Source organism: Desulfobacterales bacterium (assembly GCA_030066985.1).
Taxonomy (GTDB): Bacteria; Desulfobacterota; Desulfobacteria; order Desulfobacterales; family JAHEIW01; genus JAHEIW01.
In genome coordinates this window covers 118,859-143,494 of sequence record JASJAN010000004.1, presented here as the reverse complement: position 1 = coordinate 143,494, position 24,636 = coordinate 118,859, and the positions used below count along the sequence as shown (strand labels likewise).

At 48.0% G+C, this 24,636-nt stretch carries 18 protein-coding genes; 11 read left to right on the top strand and 7 right to left on the bottom strand.

Going from position 1 to position 24,636, the window contains the following annotated elements:
• The first annotated feature begins 9 nt into the window (after positions 1-9).
• Complete coding sequence (locus QNJ26_03465) at positions 10-1,143, top strand: SpoIIE family protein phosphatase (GenBank protein ID MDJ0984580.1); 1,134 nt, start codon at positions 10-12, stop codon at positions 1,141-1,143.
• Between the two features lie 314 nt (positions 1,144-1,457).
• Entirely contained in the window at positions 1,458-4,811 is a 3,354-nt protein-coding gene (locus QNJ26_03460) for a PAS domain S-box protein (GenBank protein ID MDJ0984579.1), read from the top strand.
• Positions 4,812-4,813: 2 nt separating this feature from the next.
• On the opposite strand, the gene QNJ26_03455 is transcribed toward QNJ26_03460, so the two are convergent.
• Positions 4,814-5,746, bottom strand: a complete 933-nt coding sequence (locus QNJ26_03455) for a GNAT family N-acetyltransferase (protein MDJ0984578.1) — start codon at positions 5,744-5,746, stop codon at positions 4,814-4,816.
• A 205-nt stretch (positions 5,747-5,951) separates the two neighbouring features.
• Between QNJ26_03455 and QNJ26_03450 the strand changes: the two genes are divergently transcribed.
• Positions 5,952-6,644, top strand: coding sequence for a PIG-L deacetylase family protein (locus tag QNJ26_03450; GenBank protein MDJ0984577.1), 693 nt, complete (start codon positions 5,952-5,954; stop codon positions 6,642-6,644).
• A 94-nt stretch (positions 6,645-6,738) separates the two neighbouring features.
• On the opposite strand, the gene QNJ26_03445 is transcribed toward QNJ26_03450, so the two are convergent.
• Complete coding sequence (locus QNJ26_03445) at positions 6,739-7,377, bottom strand: MBL fold metallo-hydrolase (protein MDJ0984576.1); 639 nt, start codon at positions 7,375-7,377, stop codon at positions 6,739-6,741.
• A gap of 140 nt (positions 7,378-7,517) precedes the next feature.
• Here QNJ26_03445 and QNJ26_03440 point away from each other — a divergent pair, with 140 nt between their 5' ends.
• Positions 7,518-8,213: a type 1 glutamine amidotransferase gene (locus QNJ26_03440; GenBank protein MDJ0984575.1), complete on the top strand. Its 696-nt coding sequence runs from the start codon at positions 7,518-7,520 to the stop codon at positions 8,211-8,213.
• 147 nt (positions 8,214-8,360) lie between these two features.
• On the opposite strand, the gene QNJ26_03435 is transcribed toward QNJ26_03440, so the two are convergent.
• The 5 genes from QNJ26_03435 to QNJ26_03415 all read right to left on the bottom strand — a co-directional run bounded on the left by QNJ26_03435 (position 8,361) and on the right by QNJ26_03415 (position 12,756).
• A complete protein-coding gene (locus QNJ26_03435; GenBank protein ID MDJ0984574.1) occupies positions 8,361-8,807 on the bottom strand; it encodes a hypothetical protein in 447 nt (148 codons plus the stop codon).
• A 155-nt stretch (positions 8,808-8,962) separates the two neighbouring features.
• Positions 8,963-10,594, bottom strand: coding sequence for a SpoIIE family protein phosphatase (locus tag QNJ26_03430; GenBank protein MDJ0984573.1), 1,632 nt, complete (start codon positions 10,592-10,594; stop codon positions 8,963-8,965).
• Positions 10,595-11,049: 455 nt separating this feature from the next.
• Positions 11,050-11,637 (bottom strand): DUF937 domain-containing protein, encoded by a 588-nt coding sequence (locus QNJ26_03425; GenBank protein MDJ0984572.1) that lies wholly within the window; start codon positions 11,635-11,637, stop codon positions 11,050-11,052.
• Between the two features lie 168 nt (positions 11,638-11,805).
• Positions 11,806-12,240 (bottom strand): peptidoglycan-binding protein LysM, encoded by a 435-nt coding sequence (gene lysM, locus QNJ26_03420; protein ID MDJ0984571.1) that lies wholly within the window; start codon positions 12,238-12,240, stop codon positions 11,806-11,808.
• 108 nt (positions 12,241-12,348) lie between these two features.
• Positions 12,349-12,756, bottom strand: coding sequence for a DUF4332 domain-containing protein (locus QNJ26_03415; GenBank protein ID MDJ0984570.1), 408 nt, complete (start codon positions 12,754-12,756; stop codon positions 12,349-12,351).
• Between the two features lie 541 nt (positions 12,757-13,297).
• Between QNJ26_03415 and QNJ26_03410 the strand changes: the two genes are divergently transcribed.
• The 7 genes from QNJ26_03410 (at position 13,298) to QNJ26_03380 (ending at position 24,486) form a co-directional block, all read left to right on the top strand.
• A complete protein-coding gene (locus tag QNJ26_03410; GenBank protein MDJ0984569.1) occupies positions 13,298-14,560 on the top strand; it encodes a TMEM143 family protein in 1,263 nt (420 codons plus the stop codon).
• Positions 14,561-14,729: 169 nt separating this feature from the next.
• Positions 14,730-17,186 carry an ATP-binding protein gene (locus QNJ26_03405; GenBank protein MDJ0984568.1) on the top strand — a complete coding sequence of 819 codons (2,457 nt, stop codon included), beginning with the start codon at positions 14,730-14,732 and terminating at the stop codon, positions 17,184-17,186.
• A 272-nt stretch (positions 17,187-17,458) separates the two neighbouring features.
• Positions 17,459-18,853, top strand: a complete 1,395-nt coding sequence (locus QNJ26_03400) for an MATE family efflux transporter (protein MDJ0984567.1) — start codon at positions 17,459-17,461, stop codon at positions 18,851-18,853.
• A 243-nt stretch (positions 18,854-19,096) separates the two neighbouring features.
• Positions 19,097-19,798 (top strand): DUF4384 domain-containing protein, encoded by a 702-nt coding sequence (locus tag QNJ26_03395; protein MDJ0984566.1) that lies wholly within the window; start codon positions 19,097-19,099, stop codon positions 19,796-19,798.
• A complete protein-coding gene (locus tag QNJ26_03390) occupies positions 19,785-22,154 on the top strand; it encodes an adenylate/guanylate cyclase domain-containing protein (GenBank protein MDJ0984565.1) in 2,370 nt (789 codons plus the stop codon). Before QNJ26_03395 ends, QNJ26_03390 begins: the two co-directional genes overlap by 14 nt.
• A gap of 126 nt (positions 22,155-22,280) precedes the next feature.
• Positions 22,281-23,312 carry an ABC transporter permease gene (locus tag QNJ26_03385; GenBank protein MDJ0984564.1) on the top strand — a complete coding sequence of 344 codons (1,032 nt, stop codon included), beginning with the start codon at positions 22,281-22,283 and terminating at the stop codon, positions 23,310-23,312.
• Between the two features lie 268 nt (positions 23,313-23,580).
• Positions 23,581-24,486, top strand: a complete 906-nt coding sequence (locus tag QNJ26_03380) for an ABC transporter permease (protein MDJ0984563.1) — start codon at positions 23,581-23,583, stop codon at positions 24,484-24,486.
• Positions 24,487-24,636: the final 150 nt, after the last annotated feature.

The window sequence follows — 24,636 nt, the reverse complement described above, 5'->3', positions numbered from 1 at the left end:
GAGGTTATCATGCGAACGCCTCCACTGATCCTCATCGTTGATGATAATCCCGCTAACCTGGAAATTTTCGAGATGCGTCTTGCTGCAAACAATTACGAAATCATTACAGCATCAGACGGCCAAGAAGGGTTGGCCATGGCAAAAGAACGTTTGCCGGATCTGATTCTGCTGGACATCATGATGCCCAAGATGGATGGCATTGAGGTTTGCCGGCATCTCAGAGCGGAGTCCTCATTACCGTTTATGCCCATCATCATCGTGACGGCCAAAACTGATTCAAAAGACGTCGTCGCCGGTCTTGAGGCTGGTGCTGACGAGTATCTAACCAAACCCGTCAATCATGCTGCTTTGGTTGCCAGAGTAAAGTCGATGTTGCGCATCAAGCTACTGCATGACACCGTCATCGAGCAGTCGGCTCAGCTGCAGGGTCAACTGAAGACGGCAACCAAGATTCAATCGCTATTCTGGCCGGATATTCCGGATTTAGACGGTGGCAGCCATATTTGGGCTGCTGCAATTCCTGCCGCCTATGTCAGCGGAGATCTATACGATGTAATACCGTTACCGGATGGCAGCTTATTGGCATATGTCGCTGATGTCTCTGATAAAGGCGTTCCTGCTGCTCTGGTTATGGCAGCATTGTCGACTAAAATCCGCAGTGAAGCAAGAAATCAATACGAAATCGACGCCCTTTTGCAAGTCGTCAACAACAGCACCTACAATCTAGCTTCTGAAGAAGGTTTCTTTGCCACAATTGTCCTTGTGCGGTATTGGCCCCAGAGCGGAAATATGCAATTATCAATAGGTGGACATATACCGCCGTTGTGGATCGCCAAAAATCATATACGAAATTTGCCTCCCATAAACGGGATTTCAATGGGTGTCACGCAGGATGCACCTTACGAGAAAAAAGAAATTTTGCTCTCTCGCGGAGAGTCGATCCTCCTTTTCACCGATGGCGTTATTGAAGCCGAAAATGAAGATAATGAACTTTTTGGCAATGAGCGTCTGGTTGGTTTTATAAAGGATGCAAAGGGCCCTCCCTGGGGCAAGGGATTATTGGAATTCTTATCCAATTGGCGGGGGAATTCAAGTGCTAGTGACGATTTGACCATTTTGGAGATATGGCGTGATGAAAACTAAAGCAATTAATTGATATATAAAAAAACTGTCTTTAACCTCTGAAATTCAATATGACCAGTACTATATTCTGTTTAACATTTTTTAATCGCCCCATCATTGTTTTTATAATTTTCAAATCCTAGTTTTTACTTAATCTCCCATCCTGCACAAACCGTACACTTCAGATAACCTGTCGCCTCTATTTTTTAAAGTGCAAAAATTAGCCAAAACGGCATAAATTTGTTATGATTTAAGCATATTATTGTTTAATTCAGTTCAATCGTCGCCATATGGTCAAATATTTAAAAATATTAGCACTTTTATGCTTTACAATCTTGATTTTGCCGTCTGCGCCGCTGGCGGAAACCCGGATTAAAGTTGGTGTGTATCAAAATATTCCCCTGAGCGGATTTAAGGATGATGGCAGTGTTTACGGTCTTTTCATTGATATTCTTGAAAACGTCGCTCAAAAGGAAAGCTGGGTCATTGAATATGTGCCCGGATCACGCCTTGAAAGTCTTGAAAAACTCAGAAGCGGCCAAATCGATTTGCTCGCTGCGGTGGCCTTAACCGAATCCGGGGCGAAAGTATTTGACTATTCCTATGAAAGCGTGATCAGCAACTGGGGACAGCTCTATGTTGATCAACACTCAACCATTGAATCGATTGTTGACCTCAAAAACCAAAAGGTCGCTGTCTTACACGATGACATCTATTTTGATGGTCTTAAGCAGTTAATGGAACAATTTGGCATCCAATGCCGATTCATTGAAGCCAATGCCTATGCCGATGTCCTTAAATTGGTGGAATTGGGTCGCTGTCAGGCCGGATTGGTCAATCATGTTTACGGTTTTCGATTTGAAGATCAATTTAACATTAAAAAAAGCCCCATCGTCTTAAGTCCCCAAAAATTATTTTACGCGGCACCGATCGGAAAAAATAAAAACCTGCTGGATGCTTTAGACCATCACCTGCGAAAACTAAAAAGCAACAACAGCTCAATTTATTATCAATCCTTGGATCAATGGTTTAGCGACAACAATCAAAGCAGCTCTGCCAAGTTATTCAAACGGGCCGTTGTGGTTGCTATTTTTCTGTTTTTTCTCTTTTTGTTTACGGCCTTATTTTCCCACACAAAAATTGTCTCGAAAACCAAAGCCCTGGTTGCCCAGCATGAAAAGCTGCAACAAGCGGTTGAATCCCGCAAGCAAGCTGAAAGCGTCATACGTATCGGGGAAAATAAATACCGTCGCCTTTTTCAATATTCCAGTGATGCCATCTTTATCCACGACATGGAGGGTCGGATTTTAGATGCCAACCAAAAGGCCGTGGAGCAATTCGGTTACACGAAAGCCGAGTTATTGCAGCAAAAAATGTCCGATTTACACCCCGCCGAAGCGCTTCTGAAATCCATGGAGGCCTATCATCAATTCACGGTTAGCCAACAAATCGATTTTGAAATTGAGTTTGTCAGAAAAAATGGTGACCTTTTTCTGGCTGAAGTATCATCGGGTTTATTTCAAATGGGTGAAAACCAGGTTATTCAGGCCATCGTGCGCGATGTGACCGAAAAAAGAAAAGCGGAAGATTCCCTCAAGCAGCACAATGCATATTTGATGGCGCTGCATGAGACCACCCTTGGATTGATCAAGCGCCTGAACATCGAAGAATTGCTCAAAGCGATTGTTGATCGTGCCGGTAAACTGGTAGGAACAGTCGAGGGTTACATCTTTTTACACGATCCTGAAACGGATGAGCTCGTCATCAAGGTGGGCACTGGTCGATTCGAACAATGGCTGGGATTTCGCCTGCGACCCGGTGAAGGGTTATCCGGAAAAGTGTGGCAATCCGGCCAACCATTAAAAGTCGACGATTACCACCACTGGACCGGCAGGCACCGCGACGCCAAATTCGATAATATGACAGCCGATTTGGGCGTACCCCTGAAATCAGGCGATGAAACCATCGGTGTCATCGGTCTTTGCTCTTTTGACCCACAAAAGCAGTTCGGTGATAATGAAATTACGGTCCTAACACGCTTTGCCGAGCTCACATCCGTTGCCTTAGACAATGCCCACCTGCATGCCAAGATACAGCAGGAGCTTCAAGAGCGCATCCAGACTGAAAAAATATTAGATAATTCCCGCAAAACCTTTCGTACGGTTTTAGACAGCATTGATGCAACCATTTATGCCGCCGACATGCACACCCATGAAATTATTTTCATGAACAAGCACATGCAGGACAATTTCGGAGACAATCTGGTTGGACAACTCTGCTACCAGGTGTTCCGTGCTGATAACCAGCCCTGTGAGCACTGCACAAATGCGAGACTGCTGGATAAGCAGGGCAATCCGACAGGTGCAATTGTTTGGGAAGGCAAGAATCCCCTTACCGGCAAATGGTATATTAATTATGATCGGGCCATCAAATGGATTGACGGGCGCTATGTGCGCCTGCAGGTTGCCACGGATATCACAAAGCTTAAAGAGTTGGAAAATGAGCGCTTAAAATCGGAGGCCTACCTGCGCCAGGCCCAAAAGATGGAAGCCATCGGGACCCTGGCCGGCGGCATAGCCCACGACTTTAATAATATTCTTTCAGCTATTATGGGCTATACGGAATTGTCCATGCTAGACATCGTCAAAGAAACCGACGCCAAGTATAATTTAAACGAAATATACAAAGCCAGCCAGCGCGCCAAAGAAGTCGTCAAGCAGATTTTGGCCTTCAGTCGCCAGTCAGATCAGGATCGAAAGCCACTCAAAATAGATCCGATAATCAAAGAAGCCATTAAAATGCTCAACGCATCGTTGCCAGCGACGATTCAAATTCGGCAATATATTGACCCCGCAGCCGGGGTTATCGAGGCCGATGCCACTGAAATCCATCAGATTATCATGAACCTGTGCACCAATGCCTACCATGCCATGAGCGAAACGGGTGGCGTGCTGGATGTTAAGGTTGAAAATATCCATCTGAGCGCCCAGAAAGCCGAGCATCTTGAATTAAATGCTGGTAAGTATTTGACGCTGGTGGTCGCCGACACAGGTAGCGGCATGGCACCCGAAGTTGCGGAAAGAATTTTTGAGCCCTATTTCACGACCAAAGAAAAAGACAAGGGAACCGGATTGGGTCTGGCGGTTGTGCATGGTATTTTAAAAAGCTACGGTGGTGCTGTTACCGTTGACAGCGAGCAGGGCAAAGGAACGGTGTTTACCGTTTATATTCCCACCGAAGCTAAAGAAGTAAAACCCGAATCGGATGCCCCTCAGATGATTCCGGTTGGAGATGAACGAATCTTATTTGTTGACGATGAACGCGCATTGGCCGAAATCGGAAAAAAATCACTTGAGCGTTTGGGTTACAGGGTTGAAACTTGCACCAGCAGTATTGAGGCACTAAAATTGTTTCAAAGTGCTTCTGATGATTTTGATTTGGTGATAACCGATATGACCATGCCGGATATGACCGGTGATCAATTGGCAGATGAGGTTATCAAGATCCGCGCTGACATACCGGTCATCATCTGCAGCGGCTACAGCGATGAAAGCCTGGCCAACCGCGCTGAGCAAGTTGGCATTAGCGCATTTTTAATGAAGCCGCTTGTCATTCAGGACCTGGCGACGACCATCAGAGACGTTCTGGAAAAAACCAAATCCAGCGATATGTCGACAGTGATCCATTAAGTTCAATTGATCCTCTTTTCATACCACTCCAATTTAGCAACCATCTCAAAGCCCACCGATTCATAAAGAGAGTGTGCGGCCGAGTTTTCGCTGTCTACTGTCAGTTCAACAACGTCAACACCTTTGGCTTTGAGGTCTGCTAACCCGTTGACCAATATCGCTTTACCCATATCCTGCCGGCGAAAGTCCGGATCCACTCCCAACATATGAATCAGGCCTTTGTTTTTTTTACTGCGTTTATTTTCTTCGCTGTTGATAAGCGTCCAGCAGTAACCAATCGGATGCTTACCACAATATGTGAGGATCACATCCTGCGGGGAACGACCCTGCATATTCAAGCGATAGGCTATCTCTTCTTCGGTATTCGGATTAAACCCCCAACTACCGGCAAAACAACGGTTTTGAATTTGAGCGAGAAGGGATGCTTCTCCTGGCGCCAATTGACGGCTGGTAATGTCGTCCTGTCGGATGGCCGGCAGCTGAAGACGGTTGATGGCCAGTCTCATTTCAACAAAATAACGGATAAAGGTAAATCCAAGTTGTGCGAGCATGTGTTTTGCGCCTGTATTGGATTCTCCGATGCAGATCTGAGCGGATTTGATACCGGCTGCTTTGATTTGCTCAAAGGCCTTGATCAGCAATGTTGATGCAATTTTTTTGCGCCGGTGATGCGGATGAACGCATCCCGCGAGCAAAGCGCGTCCGATTTCAGGCTCACGAAAAATGCTCAGACAACCAACGAGAACCCCCTTTAAGTCGGCAACCCACAAATCCCTTTGCGGTTCAAATTTGGGATGCTCCAGCTCATCTGACAGCGTTCGGGCAGATACAAAGCGTCCCTCAGGCGCCAGTCGCTCGGACTCGACATGCAGGTGTACATATCGGTTAAAATCAACATCTGAAAAATGACGTACTATTAACCTATTGTTGGGCATTATGTGAAACCCTATTGAGAACTTGTTTTGTTATCAATCTGCCAACCCGGCATCGATGCAGGGATGAACTTGCTAAACCCTTAAAACCGCTTTAAATTAAACTTTTAGGGCTAAATGATAACATAACCTTTAAAATCCATAAGGCAATTTGACCAATGTCCAAGTCGATATCATTATCCAGTGATCTTAAATACGGAGGTTTAATGTGACAGAGCCAGCTGATGTTGTTGTCGTAACCCCCCACCCGGACGATGCTGAATTCGGGGTCGCCGGGACGGTGGCCCGCTGGACCCAGCGGGCCAAGCAGGTGGTTTATGTGGTGTGTACCAACGGAAACAAAGGAACCAGTGACCCCGATTTAAAACCAGACGCGCTGGCCGAAATCCGGCAAAAGGAGCAGCAGGCGGCGGCTGAAATACTGGGTGTGAGGGAGGTCGTTTTTCTCGGAAACCCGGATCAGGGTCTTGAAGATACACCGGAGTTTCGAAAACAAATTGTACGCATGATTCGTTTGTACCGGCCTCATACGGTCGTCACCGCCGACCCATACCGCCGCTATATCTGGCACCGGGACCATCGCATCGCCGGCCAGGTCACCATTGATGCGGTTTTCCCATATGCTAGGGACCATCTGGCATATCCGGATTTGCTCGAAGAAGGTCTGCTGCCCCACAAAGTCAAGGAAATGCTGTTTTGGGCTTCGGAAGATATTAACTATGTATCCAACATCACCGATACCTTTGACCTTAAGCTGCAGGCGTTAAGGTGTCATAAAAGTCAGGTGCAGTCTAAGGCGTCAGATCTCGAAGACTGGTTGCGACAGCGCTGCAGTGATTTGGCCGAAGGTGAAGATTTTGATCTGGCCGAAGCTTTTCACCGTGAAGAGATCAGCTGGTGAAATAATGGTTTCAGGTGTTCCGCCGCAGGCGGATCAGGTGTCAGGGTTGATTAGACGGGCTGACACCTGAACACTGAAACCTGAAACCTGATTATTACATAGTCCAAAGAACGTCGCCGCAAAGATCAGGATCATGGGGTCTGGCGGAAAAAGCCTCAAACGCCAGCTTTTCTTTTCCTAATAAAGTGTGGTCGCCATGGCCCGGAAATACCTGTGTATCGTCGGGCAGGACAAAAATCTTCTGCTGCAAAGATGCGACAATTTGTTTGAAATCAGCCGGAAACCCTGTTTTACCCGGTCCGCCCGGAAACAGTGTATCTCCGGATATCAGATACCCCTCGGTGTAAAAACACAGGCTGCCCGGTGTATGTCCTGGCGTATGCAGGACTGCAAAGCGCAGATGTCCAATGGTAATGATTTCTCCATCGGCCAGCAGCATGTCCGCGGGAACCGGCAGTTTGGCAGCATCGGCGGCATGCGCCGCAATCGGAACGTTCAAAGCCGATTTTAATTCCGCCAGGGCATCGGTGTGATCCATGTGGTTGTGGGTCATCAGAATATATTGCGGATTTGAGGACTTTAATCGATCCAACACTTTGGGCGCATCACCCGGTGCATCAACAACAACGCTGTCCCCTGATTTTAGGCAGCGTACGATAAATGAATTGGTTCCAAAGACACCCAGAGCGTAACATTCAATTTGTATTGTTTCATTGTCGACGACAAGTGTCATGACGGGCCTCCTCGAAGCCGGTTTTTGTGGTGTGGATCAATTCGAATTTAGGGAAATTATAAGGTGCTTGTCAAGATATTGCAAATCGCCTATGATCTTTAAACGAATCCTTCTTACATTTTGAATCGGAGATCGGACTTGTGGGCCGCATTTTGTTTTTAGACAACTCCATTGATGAAGATGTTTACCAGCCACTCATCTACTGGGAACCGTTGCTGCTGTACCCCTTTGATTTTTTTAGGGTTTCAGCCGGCCAATGGCCCGACGGATTGGATTCCTATTCCCACATTTTGATTACGGGCTCCACAGCCAGTGTTCTGGATGATACCACCTGGATGCAAACGGAAGCCGCACTGATCAGAGACGCCGTCGTCCAGGGCAAAGTCATCTTGGGCAGCTGCTTTGGCCACCAGATGATTGCCCGATCTTTATTTGGTCTGGATGCTGTCCGGCAGCGGGAAAAACCTGAAATTGGCTGGCCGGAAATTCACATTTTAGCACCGGATGCGTTGTTGGGTGAATCCGGCCGCACCCTGCGCGGATTTGTTTTCCATTTTGATGAGGTCTGCACCGTTCCGGTCGAAAATGCCACGATCATTGCGCGTTCAGCCGACTGTGATATTCTGGCGTTTAAATTAAAAGATCAACCGGTCTGGGGGATACAGCCCCATTTTGAAATGGGCATCGTTGAAGGCATCCAGATTATCGATCGCGCGGCGGGTGCTGGAATTCCGGACAAAAAGGATTTTTTTCGCAGCGATGAAAATCGACCCCGGGATTCGGGTTGGATCATACCCTTGATGAGGCGTTTTCATGAAACGCGCCCAAACAAATGAGCCAAGGGGTGCTAAATCAATAAGATCAAAAAGGGGAGAGGGGTCATATATTCTATTATGACTCTTCTCCCCTATATTTTTGCGGTGTGTTTTTGTTTATCGCTGTCACATGTTCGATTCCAACATCCAATACCAAATACCCAATATCTAGCGTACAAGACGCTTTACATTGGGAATCTCCAGATTCGAGGCTTCTATCTGCCATTTGCCTTTGGCGTCCTGCCGGCCTCTGAGCAGTCCCTGCTGCAGCCATTGTCTGACACCGTTTTCGGTCAGATAGGTCATTTCAGCAAATTGCGTAATTGAAAAAGATTTTCCTGCGCTTGCGGATTTGGGTGTTGATATTTTCATTGGTGCGGCTGTCGTTTTAGCCGGCGCTGTGGCCTTTTTCTTTGGCGCTGCTTTTTTGGCTGAAGCCTTGGCTTTTTTCTTCGGTGCGGCTTTTTTAGCCGTTGCTTTTGCCTTTTTCTTAGTTGCAGCTGCCTTTTTTTTCGGCGCTTTTGATTTCTTCGGGTTGGCCGTCACCTTTTTCTTCTTAGCAACATCTTTTGTCTTTGATTTTTTGGAAGGTTTTTTTTGCGCTTTTTTTGCCATGTTTAAATGATCCTCCTCCGTAATGGTTAGATTGCCGATCTACCTAAATAACGTCTACACATTGCCCGATGCCTCAAATATAAGTCACATTCTATTTTTTATATGTCAAGCGGAAATGCCTTGTTTTTATAACTATTTAATATTACTTGTTTAATTTATATTAGTGCCCGCTGAACGGCCAGCATGGTGACATCATCACCACGGGCGGCGATATCAATAAAAGCAAATAAATTGGATTTGACACCCTCGATGGTTTCAGTGGCGGATTTAAAAGGTTGCGTTAGCAGGGATTGCAAACGGTCCCGGGTATAGGGTTCACCTTCCGGCGAGCATGCATCGGTCACGCCATCGGTGTAGCCGACCAGAAGATCACCCGGTTCAAGCTGAATTTCCTGGACTTTAAAGGTGATGTCGGGCATCAGCCCCACCGCCGGCCCGGTAGGTTTCAACCGGTTTTTAATATTGCGGTCATTGATGATAAACAGCGGTTCATGACCGCCGTTGATATATGAGAGGATGCCTGTCGCAGGATTCAACACACCGAAAAACAAGGTGGCAAACATGCATTCCCGGCCATGGATTTGGGCAATATAGTTATTGGTGGATGCAACCGCACCCAGGCGGGCCAGGGGGCCATTTACCGCTGGCGAAACCGTTTCGATGTTTCCCGAGGGTGATTGTATCTGTGTCGATTCAGCTCCGGTGCATTGGATGGTCTGGGCGGCAAAGACCCTGATAAGGCTGCGAAACAGTGCCATATACAAGGCCGAGCCAACACCCTTGTCGCACACATCGGCAATCACCAATCCAACATTTCCGTCCGGCAGCATGAAAACATCATAAAAATCACCGCTCACCTGGCCGGCCGGATAAAAACAGGTGGCGATTTCCCAATTGGGCAGCTCCGGAATTTGACTGGGCAAAAATTCTCGTTGAATTTCACGGCCTTTTTCCAGCTCAAACTCGATTTTTTTGACATTTTCCCATTCCCGCAATCCCTCGACCATTTTATTGAAATTGGTCGACAGCTCGCCGATTTCATCACCGGACTTGACCGGCGCCAGTTGGGTGAGGTCCCCTTTGGCCACATTGGTGGATATTTCCGAAAGGTTTTCTATCGGTCGAGCGATCTTGCGGGCAAAGTAATACCCAAGAAAACGGGAGAGCACCAATGCCATAATAAAAATGAGAACAATCCACTTGGCCTCTCTTTTCATAATGCCGGTGATACTTTCACTATTGATACCGATTTTAAGAAAGTAAGTGTTCCGGTCAGTTTCTCCGGTGACATTGACAAACAACGCATGTTCATCATCTGTGCGCACCATCAAGCCGGACTTAACAAAATGCCGCTCGAGGTTGCGGTCCAGCCTTTCTGCAAACGAGCTCTGCGACGGATTGAGGTGTAACACCTTATTGTTGTCCAGGAATACGCGATACCATAAGGTATCGTCTGCCTCTTTTGCATAAATCGCAATATCGGAAACCGCGTAAAAACTGGACGAAAGGTTGGCCAGAATTTGAAACAGTTGGTCCAGCTCGGGATTTGGTTTGCCGAGTCCCGTCCATATAAAATCTGGTACTCGGGCCGAGTCCATTAATTCAAACTGATGGTTGATTAGTTGGCTGGTGGAGCGAATAAAATGCCTGCGAGTGCCGCCCATGTAGAGCACGGAGGTAATAAAGAAAACAACCAGACCGAAAATAAAAAAATAGAAGGTGATTCTTCTGGCAACTGATGGCTTCCAGAAACGAAAATAAGATTTTAAGTGCTCTGCGGGTTTCATCGGGATTGACCTCATTAGGGTTAGGCCTGCTGTCTGTTAGCCCGTTTTCTGTTAAAATAATAAATAAAATGTCATTTCTGTCTTAACAGGCTCAATCCGTATGTGGCGGACTCAACTGGCCAACTTAAATCTGTTTGATTAATATGGATATAACACACCCGGCATTTTAAGGTAAATGAGTTTAGCTCAAAAAGATATGAAAAAATTGTATTGAATTGTATCAGTGAAGAAGGGCATCAATGCAAGGAATAAAGTGTGATTGTGGGAACAGAAATGGTATGCACGGGTCCGGTTACGGCCTGCCATGCACCACAGTCCGGAAGGGCAGACACTACAGCATCAACTGCAGACTGCCAGAGGGTTCAGAATATCGGGCACTTACCATCCGCAAGCGACAAAAGACACAAAACCGATGCATCCTGATGGGTCCGTCTGGAACAAAAGTTAGCTGCTATCTATCTTCTGCGACCCAATAAGCTACCCAGCAAACCGCCTAAAAGACCGCCGCCGCCGGTTCTGGAGCGCCCGGATGATCCCTGCAGAAACATTTCAGCCACATCATCAAGAATACTGCCATCGCCATCGCGATCCAGAATAGCGGATAGACCCGAAGAGCCGGCACCGCCCTGATCGCGCGTTTTGGTCAAAAATCCCAATATGATGGGCGCCAGCATGGGGATGATTTTCATGGCGGTGCTGCCATCTATGTTGAATTGTTTCGAAAGGGCCTGGGTGGCCTGCATCCCCGAATCGCCCAATAACCCGCCCAAGCGCGGGTCGGCATTTGGGTTCTGTACCTGGGCTGAAAAAAAATCACCAATATTATCCAGCACATCGGCGCTACCATATTTGTTTAATATATGATCAACGCGCTCCTGCCCACCATAGTTATCTTTTTGGCGCTTTAAGCCACCGAGGATCATCGGCGCGATCTGCGGCAGCATCTGTTGAACCGCATTGCTCTCAATACCCAGATTGGTCGAAAGTTGATCGGACACCTCCGGGCCCAATGATCGCATAAATTCATCCATTATTTTGTTCATTTTATGGGTTCCCTTCTTTTAAGAGGGGAGGAATGCAAATTTAACTTTCACATTCCTCCTGCCCCTTCTTTTATAATGGTCATTTTTTAAAACCTGCATTCAAACAAGTTCTGCCTGTGACATTATCAAAAAGCCACACCATGCAAGTTTATCAACCATGAAATAACATCAAGTCAGTTTTGGAATTCGCACAGTTTGACCCGGATAGATAAGATCGGGATCTTTGATGACTTCGCGATTGGCCTCGAAAATAACCGGGTATTTCATGGCATCGCCGTAGTATTGTTTGGCTATTTTAGATAGGCTGTCGCCTTTTTGGATGACATAAAATTCGGTTTCTTCCTCGGCCGGTGGTGCGGTGAAATCCGCATCATTGACCTTTTCAACACCTTTCACATTACCGGCAAGCAAAACCGCCTTTTCGCGTGTGGCACAGGTATCACAACTTCCCGCCAGATTGACCGTGCCGTCATCAAAGGCAACATTAAGATCCGTTATCTGAGTTGGAAACTCTTTGGTGAGCATCTCCCGGACCTCTTCGGCTTCGTCGCCGCCTTTAAATAGATCCATGCCGATGTTTTTAATAAATGAAAATAATCCCATGATAATACCTCCTTTTACTATCAGATGTCAGTGGTTCATAAAGTGAATAACCGTATAGCCGATATCATTGGTTGTGCAATGACCTGCGCTGGATCCGGTATGACCGGCTTAGTATGCGATCTTTGGGTCCATTTTTTGGGCTTCCTGAATCCATTTTTCGACCTGAGACCTGCTGGGCAGCTGCCGCACTAGAGCTCTTCCGGCTTTGTTGACCGCCGCCATTTTGGTATGCAGATTTTCAGCATTGCGCAACTCTTTAACGGTATCAACCCCTGATTTTTCCAGCAGCTCGGAATACTCGCTGCCGATGCCTTTGACCCGGAATAAATCGGCCATATTGACCCATTTAAGGATTGTCGATTCATTGATCCCGGTTTTTTCCGCCAGATGTTTGCGTCCCCGGGGGGTACATCCCTGATCAAGCAGTGAACCAGCTGTTTTTATAGATGCCTGAGATAATTTTTCAGCGAAAGCGGGGCCAATTCCCTCAATATCCTTGATTTTGTATGTTGCCATTAACCTCCGCCTTTCAATATAAAATGGATGGTTGCCTAAGAGTCCTTGTCGGCGGTCATCCGGAAATGGATAAACATGCCATTGTTCGATTTGCTTCTAAAGCAAATCAAAAGCCGTGCCATTTGACCCTAAATATGTCGAAACAAGGTTGGGTGCGGCTCGATAAGAAGGTTAAACATCTGAATGTGCGATGTTTATTCATCCGCTGAAATGAAAAAGGTGATTGAAATCAAACCAGAGATTCGAATATAAGGCGACAGAAGCATGGGTGGAATGGCGCAGATCCAATGCAGTACGGTGCTATATCCCCCAGGTCACATTTTAGACCGATTCGCATAACAGAGCAGTACTTTTGTCACTAATCATCTTTTCTTTGGGTTGCAAGAAATATTTAAATTTGAAACGGCGATGGGACTTTACAATCCTCAGACCGGTGACATATTTATCGCAGACAAGTCGTTTGACATTTCACCAAGGCATCAGATAGGAAGTATAGAGCACGCAGCGGAAGTGATTCGAAGATGATTACAGGGAGATCTTCATGCCCGATACGATAAACCGCAACCGTTTCATCCCTTTTCGCAAAGCTGATATCGTCGATATGTGTATCGACACATCGCAGCTGGACGAGGCAGATATCAAAGCCTTTAGAGAGCTTTGTCAAATACTTGAAGCGCTTTTTCATTTTGAATTTTACAGCCATCTTGAGAAATTGAAAACCAGCTATGCGCCCTTTAATCCCGATGCGGATACACGCAGTGTATTAAAATATTCACCCAATGAAAAAAAAGATCTTCAAAAGCAGCTGGTTGAAGAGATGACGTCTGTTTTAACGGCGGCCAATTACGAGAAAATTACCGGGCAAGATCTTCAGCAAGCGCTGGGAGAAGAATCGATATTTCAGATTCGTTTGGAAGTTGATTTTGAAGATTTCGAAGATGTGATATTTTTTCGACGGGGCGAAAGCATCAAAGAAGAGACACTGGTAAAGTATTTCGGCCTGTGGAAGAATAAATTTAAATTTACCAATTACGATCGTGTGGCCATCTATATTAAATTCAAAGAAGCCGATTATTTTGAAAAACAAAAGCGCAAGCACCTTTATTTTGAACCTGGCTCAACGGTCATCAAGCTTTTTCATAATGTCCCCAAAGCCGATCTGGAAATGCTCTTTCCAAACAGCAACGTCCGCATGAAAACCATCGACAAGATTATCATTGGCGTCCCGGCGGCTATCAGCGGAATCATTGTTTTGGTAACCAAACTGGGCGCCTCTTTGTTATTGGTAGGATCGGTCATCTCATTTTGGCTGGGATTTAAGGATGAAGAGGTCCAAATCAAACAGCAGCACCTGATTGCTCTGGGTGCTGGATTGGGCACCCTGGCAGGCTTTTTGTTCAGACAGATCAACAAATATAAAAATCGCAAAATAAAATTTATGAAAGCCCTGGCTGACAATCTGTATTTTAAGAATCTTGACAACAACGCCGGTGTATTCTACCACCTGATTGATACCGCCGAAGAAGAAGAATTCAAAGAAGCGGTACTGGCCTACTTTTTTTTGCTGACCGCCAAAGACCCCTTGAGCAAAACTGCGCTCGATCAACGCATCGAAAAATGGCTGGCGGAGCGCTGGGAATGCCATATTGATTTTGAAATCGGAGATGCCATCCAGAAATTGCAGCGCTTAAAATTAATTACAGCTGACAACGATTACCTGCGCTGTGTGCCCCTCGACAGCGCTAAACAACAGTTGGACGCCATTTGGGATAATTTTTTTGAATACAATAAGGTACACCAATAACAAGTGATCTAATACGCTACCAATATCAGCAGAGAAAAGTGAATTCATAGGTTTACCTGTTGAGCCCGTTAGCCCGTTTAGCCGGTCGGTCTTAAAAGTCATGTTTTCAAAATAACCGGCCTAACGGGCTCAACTGGCTTAACCGGCAACCGTTTGGGGGAGGATTGCCATGAGCGAATATGAAAAACTCGGCGCTTTTTATCTGGGCAAAGAATATGATATGCCGTCACGCAAACGTCAGGAAGGTCTGCTGTTGTATGATTCAAAAGATCTGACCACCCATGGGGTCATCATCGGTATGACCGGCAGCGGCAAGACCGGTCTGGGCATCGCCATTTTGGAAGAGGCGTTGATCGATCATATCCCTGTGATTGCCATCGACCCCAAAGGCGATTTGACCAACCTGGTGCTCAATTTTCCACAGCTGCGTTCAGAGGATTTCCGGCCGTGGATTAACGAGCAGGATGCGTTAAATGCCGGGTTAACACCGGACCAGTTTGCCGCCAAGCAGGCCGAGCTGTGGCGCAAGGGAATAGGCGGCTGGGGGCAGGCACCTGAACGGATCGCCCGTTTGCAGTCGGCAGCCGACGTGGCTGTTTATACACCGGGAAGCAGCGCCGGTCTGCCGGTCTGCGTGCTGCGCGGCTTTGCCCCGCCACCGCCCGCTATCGCGCAGGATCTGGATTTGCTGCGCGAGCGGATCCAGACCACCGCGACCAGCCTGCTGGCGCTGCTGGGCATCGAAGCAGACCCGATCACCAGTCGTGAACATATTTTAATATCCAATATTCTTGAATCCGCCTGGGCGGCGGCCCGCGCGCTTGACCTGGCCGGTCTGATTCGCGCCATTCAATCTCCCGGGTTCGAGCGCATTGGTGTCATGGACCTGGATTCTTTTTATCCGGCCAAAGATCGATTTCAGCTTGCCATGCGCCTAAACAACCTGCTGGCTGCTCCCGGTTTTGAAGCCTGGCTTGAAGGCGAACCGCTGAACATCAACCGCATGCTTTACACCGACAACGGCAAGCCAAAAGCGTCCATTTTCACCATCAGCCACCTTTCGGATGCCGAGCGCATGTTCTTTGTCTCCATGCTGCTCAATGAAATACTTGCCTGGATGCGCACCCAGGCCGGCACATCCAGCCTGCGCGCGATTTTGTATATGGATGAGATTTTTGGGTACTTTCCGCCGGTCAAAAATCCGCCTTCAAAAGCCCCTTTGTTAACGCTGATGAAACAGGCCCGGGCCTTTGGCCTGGGTGTGGTCCTCTCCACCCAAAATCCGGTTGACCTGGATTATAAGGGATTATCCAATACCGGATCATGGTTTATCGGGCGTTTACAGACCGAGCGGGACAAAGAGCGGGTTCTGGCAGGGCTCGAGGGGGCAGCAGCCGGTACCGGATTTGATCGTGGCCGTATGGAAGAGGTCCTGGCCGGGCTGGGCAAGCGCGTCTTTTTGCTCAACAATGTTCATGAAAATGCACCGGTAACCTTTGAAACCCGCTGGGTGCTTTCCTATCTGCGCGGCCCTCTTACCCGTGAGCAGATCAAAAAATTAACGGCATCCCAAAAATTACAGCAGGCAGCGGTGGCCGCACCGGTGCAGGCGGCTGCGGCGACCGCATTGCCGACAGCAACTGCCGCTCAAGCCGCAAGCGATGCCACGCCTTCAGGCGTTTCCGAGCCGCCGGTGGTCGCACCGGAGATCAATGTGATGTATCTGGCTGCGTCCGGAGCCGGTCAGGGATTGATGTATTATCCGGCAGTCGCCGGCTGGCTGGATGTGCATTATTCTTCTGCCAGATATAAGGCTGATTCTACCGAGAGTGTTGCCGTTTCTGCCATGCTTGAAGAGGGGCCCGTGCCCCTGGATTGGGATCAGGCTGAAGAAATCGGGCTGGCCTCCGATGAGATTCAAGTCTCGCCTTTGCCCGGTGCAGGATTTGCAGAATTGCCCTCTAAAGCCCGCAAGGCCAAATCTTACAGCAAATGGAACAAAGACCTGTTGCGCTGGGTGCGGCAAAATCGTTCGCTGACGCTATACCGCTCGAAACAATTCAAATTAACCAGCCATCCTGACGAATCGAAAAGTGATTTTCTCTCCCGCCTCAATCAGGCCGCCCGTGAAAAGCGTGATCTGGAAGTCGAAAAGCTGCGCCGTAAATACAGCTCCAAATTCGATACGCTGCAACGGCGCTTAATGCGGGCTGAGCAGGCTTTGCAGCGGGAACAGGAGCAGGCCAAATCCAAAAAAATGGAAACCATGGTCTCTTTTGGGACCGCCATTCTGGGCGCTTTTTTGGGCCGCAAAACCGTCAGCACCCGATCCGCGACACGCTTCGGCACTGCTGTGAAGTCCGCCGGCCGGATGCGCAAAGAGCGCATGGATGTCGCCCGGGCCCAGGAAACCGCCGCTGCGGTCAAACAGGAGATGGCCGAACTCGACCAGCGCCTGCAAAGCGATATTGATAGTCTAGAAGCCAGCTATGACCCGGCTGCTGCACAATTGGAAGAGGTCTTGATCAAACCGAAAAGCACCAATATTACGCTCGAGGCCTTCGGTTTAACCTGGATGCCCTATCGTAAGGGGGCTGATGGTAAGCTTTCACCAGACTGGCAGTAGGTCTGTTCGGTACTTAAATTTTCAATTCGTCCTCGTTCTAGCGCCTTACCTCTGGGCTGGTTGTGTGCAATGTTTATCTGGTTGAGCCCGTTACCCGTTTGCCCGTTGAGCCTGTTAAAAGATTTAGATAGAAATCCTTTCTCAATAAGGCAACCGGCTAACGGGAAACCGGCCAACCGGCGAACCTATTTTTACTCCCTTGCAAAAATCCCCCATTGAATATACACCTTAGCTTCTTTTTTCCCTATTCGGACTTTTATTAAAGACAATAAATGAACGATCGCACCACTCATAGCCAACCCCATAGACCCTACCGGCAGGTATTGCGGATCAGTTTGCCGCTGGTCATCAGCATGTCTTCGACCATGATCATGGAGTTTACCGACCGGGTTTTTCTGGCCAATTATTCTCTGGATGCCATTGCGGCAGCGCTTCCGGCCGGCATTGCCGCCTTTTTATTTATTTCTATTTTTTTGGGTACCGCCCAGTACCTAAACGTCTTTGTGGCCCAGTATGTCGGATCGGGCCGATCGCAGCGTGTCGGCGCAGCCCTGTGGCAAGGGATATATTTTTCGATTCTTTCTGCAATTTTAATGGTCGGTCTGAGCTATTTAGCCCAGCCGCTGTTTGCTTTCGGGGGGCACCCGCCTGAGGTGCAGGTGCTGGAGGCGATTTATTTCAAGGTTCTGTGCTTGGGATCGGGGATCTATATTTGGGGGACCGCCCTGTCGTGTTTTTTTAGCGGACGGGGCCAGACGCGTTTGGTGATGGTCATCACGCTGATTGGCACCCTTTTCAATATTCCCTTGGACTACGCTCTGATTAATGGCATCTGGTTTTTCCCGCAATGGGGGATCTTTGGTGCCGGTATTGCCACGGTGATGTCCTGGTCGCTGGTCAGTTTAATCTTTGCCTTTATGGTGTTTACACAAAAAAATGATCGGGTGTTTAAGGTCTTAAGCCACCGCGCCTTTGATGCCAATCTTTTCGGGCGTCTGATGCGTTACGGCATCCCCAGTGCCATTCAGTTTAGTCTGGATATTTTTGCGTTTACCTTCTTTATTTTTATGGTCGGACGGATCGGCAAGCTCGAGCTGGCCGCCACCAATGTGGTCTTTTCAATTAACTCGCTGGCCTTTATGCCGTTGATGGGTTTTTCGCTGGGAACCAGCACTCTGGTGGGGCAGGCCCTGGGTCGCAATCAGGTCCCTGAGGCCATTGCCGCCACCAGGGCCACGATTCACATCGTGCTGGTTTACATCTCGCTGCTATTTGTTTTTTTCCTGGTGTTTCCGGGGCCGCTGCTCGAGCTTTTTAGGCCCCAGGACGCGGCGTCTGAAAACTTTGCGGCCATCAGCGACATCGGGACCGTGCTGCTGCGATTTGTCTCCGCTTATATATTTTTTGATGCCCTCTATATGGTCTGTATCGGTGTGCTCAAAGGCGCCGGTGACACGCGTTTTATCATGTTAAGCATCGGCATTCTGTCTGTGGTGGTTATGATCCTGCCTCTGGTTATTGGTGTGCACATCTTTGGTGCCGGGCTCTATTTTGCCTGGAGCTGCGCCACCGGTTTTGTTTTTACCCTTTTTATCACCTCTTATTGGCGTTACCGTCAGGGCCGCTGGAAAGATGTGCGCGTGATCGAGCATGTACCTGAAACTTAATGTCTCATTGAGTACCCCAAGACCGGTAGATTGAAATTAGTGGAAATTAACAATTCGCTCTTTTCCATTTTTCTTTTGACAGGGAAATTTCCTTTTCTTAAAATACTCGCGAGTAACACCTTTCCAATGCGTATTGTTCTGTTATATGCTGTGTCCTGAAACAACATTGGTGTACAATTGACTATCGGTTAGGATCAGTCGGTCCAGAATAGTTAATTCAATTATCGATCAGGTGAATACGAAATGAGAACGCTTCACGTTATCAGTATCGTCTTGGCCACCCTTGTTTGTGTGTTGTATATAGAAAGTCGTTCGGTTTCATATGCCCAAGAGACTTCGGCACCACAGGAAGCAAATTTGCAATTTCAGTGGGCGTTCGGCGCACTGAAAAAAGCCAATGGATCCAAATTTGAAGCTGTTACAAAAGACACGGTTTTAAAAACTGGCGACCAGATCAAATTTTTTTTGAGTGTCAATCAGAACAGTTTTGTCTATCTCATCTACCGCAGCTCACAGGGTGAGCTCAGTGTATTGTTTCCCCAGCGATTTCAATTACAGAGCGCTGAATATACCCTGGCGGGTCATCATTATATCCCTAAAGATGATCAATGGTTTGAACTGGACGCCCACACTGGAGAAGAACGCTTCTATCTGCTGGCTTCCATCAAGCGCCTGGTCGATTTGGAGGCGCTGATCAACGAATATGAAAGTGCCGATAAGGCCAAAAAACCACCTCTGGCAAAAAAGATCCTGGCCGAAATTCGTAGACTCAGGAAACAACATCTGAAATTTAAAACCTATGCCGAGCGGCCGGTGAACATTATCGGAAATTTGCGAGGAACTGAAAAGGCTGAAACTGTAAAGACGCACGACATTGCGAAATATGCCGTTGAGATTTCAGCTGACACGTTTTTTAGCAGGACCTTCACGATTGACCACAAGTAAATCGCGCAACATACGCACACCACTGGTCTTAATCTTAGGCGCATTCATTGCGGCCCATCTCTGTTTTTGGCTGTTGCCAAATGTCTTTGAAATCTGGAATTCCCAAACCGTCGATCAACTCTTCATTCTGCGCTCCAGGTCAGAAGCCCTTCGCCCGGCCTATGATAATACCGTGGTGCATGTAGATTTTAACAACACCAGTATCGAGCGGCTCAAAAACCTGTATTTGAATCGGCGCCATTTTGCCGAGCTGGTTCGCAATCTAAAATCCATGCAGGTGTCGGCCCAGGTTTATGATTTCATTTTTGCAGCCAAAATTAATGAACAAGACGATCAAGAACTGATTGAGGCGGTCAAAGTTGCCGACAACGCCTATTTCGGTCTGGCACTGGAATTGCGCAAACCCGGTGAACGGGGTAGCCCCAAAAAGATGGCATCAAAGGGCAGAAGCTACCTGATTCAAACCCAATGGAATGTGGGAGCAGATACTGCCGGTGGCAGGCTTTACATGGGCGATAATCCTCTGACGACCTATGCTGAACTGGCCCATGCTTCCCGCGGTCTGGGGTCATTGAGCGTTAAATTTGACCCGGATGGCGTCCTGCGCCGGGTTCCATTGCTGGTGCGATATGAAGATGCGTTTTATCCGCTCTTGCCGCTGCTGGTGGCCTGCGATTATCTTCAGGTGCCGCCGGGAAAAATTCTGGTCAAACCCGGCCGATCGATTATCTTAAAGGATGCCAAACGGCCGGGCGCTGCGCCGCGGGATATTCACATTCCCATAGATCGCCAGGGAGATATGATTGTTAACTTCATCGGCCCCTGGGAGCGCATGGATCATTACAATTTTGCTGACATATTGCGCGCCTCCGATGATCGAGATGAGCTGGAAATCTGGGCTGAAGAGCTCAAAGGCAAGATCGTCGTTATATCAGACGTATCAACCGGATCAACGGATGTGGGTCCGGTGCCGACCGATACGAGCTACCCTTTAAGCGGGGTGCATGCCAATGTTATTCACAACATTCTGACTGAATCATTTTTTAAAGCGCTTTCGGATCGGCAAATGCTGCTCATCGAAGCCCTGCTGATGGCAGTGCTCTTTTTACTGTGCGTTCGTTTTTCTTCGCTTGCAATTTCTTTGGGCACGGGTTTGGTAGCGCTTGCTTACATTGCCATAGTGATGGTCAGTTTTTTTTACGCGCAGGTGATTTTGAATATTGTGCGGCCCGTGCTGATGATCGGTTTTGCGGTGATTGCCGTCGTCGTTTATCGCTATATTGTGGAAGAAAAAGAAAAGATGGAAAGCTTACACCAGCGGGACTTTATTCGCGACACATTTGGTCGCTATCTGAGCAATGAGGTGGTCGAGTCGCTATTGGGTTCTCCCGAAGGCCTCAAAATGAGCGGCGAAAACCGTGAGGTCACTTTTTTGGTATCGGATTTGAGGGGATTTACCGCCCTGACTTCCCGGCTTTCCCCCCACCAGGTGATTGAAATCATGAACCGCTATTTTGAGGTTATGGTGGATGTGATGGCGCGCTATCAGGGAACGGTGAATGAATTTTTGGGTGACGGCATTCTCGCTTTTTTCGGTGCGCCTCTGAATGCCGACGATGACCCCGAGCGGGCAGTGGCTTGTGCCATTGAGATGCAAAATGCGCTGCTGGCGGTCAATGCCGAACAACGCCGGCTCAAGCTGCCGGAGCTGGCAATGGGCATTGGTATCAACACCGGTGAGGTGGTGGTGGGTAACATTGGCTCGGAACGCCGGGCCTCTTATGGTGCTGTGGGCACGCCCATCAATGCTGCCTATCGCATTGAATCGTTTACTGTTGGCGGCCAGATCCTCATCAGCCCGACCACCCATGACCGGATCCGGACCGAGCTGCAAATTGAGGGCACCAAAGAGGTCAAATTCAAAGGCCTCGATGCACCGGTTACGCTCTACGATGTCATCGGCATCGGTGAGCCCTACCAGGTTTCTTTGCCGCCAAAAAAGACGGCTCCCCTCACACCTCTGAATTCACCGTTGGCCATTGAATGTTTTCTACTCGAAGGTAAAACCGTTTCCGACACAGGGATTGCCGGCCGGTTGACCCACCTGGGAGAAGATTCAGCCCGAGTGGTTTTAGACCAACAGCTGGCCGCCTACACTAATTTGAGAATTGTGTTGTCCGCTCCCGAAACCAGCGAACTGTCTGAATGGTACGCAAAAGTTTTGCCACCTGATAAATCACCGGTCACGGCAACTGGCGCACATCTGCGACTGCAATTTACCGCGATGCCCGAAGATACGCAGGCGTACTTGGGTTCAAAGGTTCAGGGTTCAAAGATGCAAGATTCAAAAAGTTGACAGTATTATAAGAATACTAACAATCTATCGGTGAGTGCGTTACCGGCAGTCCATCGGAGACGGCCCTATCCCGTTTTGAGGGGGCCTTCGGCTGGCCTAACGTGCTCAAGGCTCAACCTGAAACCTATGCTTGCCTATATTACGCGCCGGTCATTGTTGCTGATATTTGTACTGTTCGGGGTATCCGTATTGATTTTTGGCATTTTGATGACCTTCAGCCCCGAACGCAGAGCGGCCACCTTCGTCACTTCACCTCAGCAAGCCAAAGACATTCCCCGGATTATTAAGCAATTCGGTCTGGATGATCCATTTCACATCCAATACGTGCGCTGGATAAAAGAGGTTTTTAAGGGCAACCTGGGTTGGTCACTTGTGGCCAGCCGGCCTGTGTCCGAGGCCTTCTGGAATTATTTTCCCGTTACGCTAGAGATGAATTTACTTGCCGCTCCGATAGTGATCATTTTCGGCATCTGGCTGGGGACCTTGTCCGGTATTCATCGCGATACGTGGATCGATCATAGCACCCGCATTATGGCCATTATTGGCTGGTCATTGCCGACCTTTCTTTTCGCACTGGTATTGCTGATGGTTTTTTACGGCTATTTTCAGATTTTTTCGCCGGGGGTCATCAGCGATCAGCTGACCATGTTCATCCTGGACAATCCCGACTCATTCAAGCGTTACACCGGTTTGTACACAGTTGATGGGATTTTAAACGGGCGCTTGGATATTACCCTAAATGCCCTGTCGCATCTGGTTTTGCCCGTGCTCACTTATGTGATCGTTGTGGTAGCCTTAAATATGCGGGTGATGCGCTCGGGCATGATTGAAGAACTCTCCAAAGAATATGTGATTACGGCCATCGCCAAGGGCGCAGACAAGAAAACGGTTTATATCAAACACGCCCGGCGCAATGCCCTGTTGCCGGTTATCACGGTGGCCGGTCAGTTGGTGGCCTATTCAATGGAAGGCAGTGTGGCTGTTGAAGTGGTTTTTAACCGCCACGGAATCGGCTGGTGGCTGGCAGAGTCCGCCGTCCAACTCGATATACCGGTATTGATGTGCATTTGCCTGTTTATGGCCGTCGTATTTGTGATCACCAATCTGACGCTGGATATATTGTATGCGTATATCGATCCCAGAATCAGACTGAACTAAAAGAGGTCTTTAAAATGCATCTAATGCCCAATGGCTGTGTTAAAAACCGATTCAAAATGCTCGAATACTATCGTGTATGCTCCACTTTTGAATCGGTTTTCGCCTTGCCCTTGGACATGATCTGCTATTTTTAAGACCTCTTTAAATTTCATATCTTAAAAAGATCTGATAGCTATTTTTTATCACAATCATCGCTGAGATCACGATGACGAATTGGATATCGTATTATTTAAATTAAAATTATCTAACAAATGTAGAGATTTTGTACATGACCGACCAACATCCCAGACTGCGTGAGCTTAAATTTACACTGCATCGCATTTTTAGAAATCCTTCAGCAGTGATCGGGTTCATTTTGGTCCTGTTTTTTTTGGCGGTAGCGGTGCTGGCACCTGTCATCGCCCCGCCGAAATACGCCCACAATCCGTATTTGATGCCGCACAAAGGTTTTTCACCGACCCCCAAACCGCCCAGCAAATCCCATATCTTCGGCACAGCCTCTGGTCAGTATGATATTTTTTATGGTGTGGTCTGGGGCACCCGTACGGCATTTAAAATTGGGCTTTTTGTGGTGGGCTTTGCCGCGCTGGTGGGAATCGCTTTAGGGGCTATCTCCGGATATTATGGCGGTGTCGTTGATGAGGTGCTCATGCGGATCACCGATATCATGTGGGCCATACCCACTTTGGTGCTGGCCATGACAATTGTAGTGGCCTTTGGGCGGGGGCTCGACAAAATTATGATTGCGCTGGCACTGGTGGGCTGGCGCTGGTATGTGCGCGTGATTCGCTCTGAGATTCTAACACTGCGGGACCAGGATTTCGTTCAGGCGGCCAAAATCATGGGCGTATCGGATCTAAAGATAATTTTACGCCACATTCTGCCGAATGCCATTTATCCAGCTTTGATCATGGCGACCATGGACATGGGTTCGATGGTGATTACCGCTTCCTTTATGAGTTTTGTGGGTCTGGGCGCGCCCAAAGGGTATGCTGATTGGGGACAAATGGTGGCGCTGGCGCGCAACTATATTGTCGGCCCTCCCGATGATCCCCTGAAATTTTGGTATACGATTGTGATCCCCGGTGGCTGCATCGTTCTTTTTGTTCTGGGCTGGAACTTGATCGGCGATGCTTTGCGTGACGCCTTCGACCCGAAACTGAGAAGAAGGTAGTTTGATGTTTTCACCGCAGAGACGCAGAGATCGCAAAGAGTAAATTTTTTTCATTTGTCGCTGAGACGCCGACAAATGAAAATCCTCAGCCGCTGCGCGGCAGGATTAATTTTAAATAATTTAAACATTATTAGGGCTTAAGTTTATTTC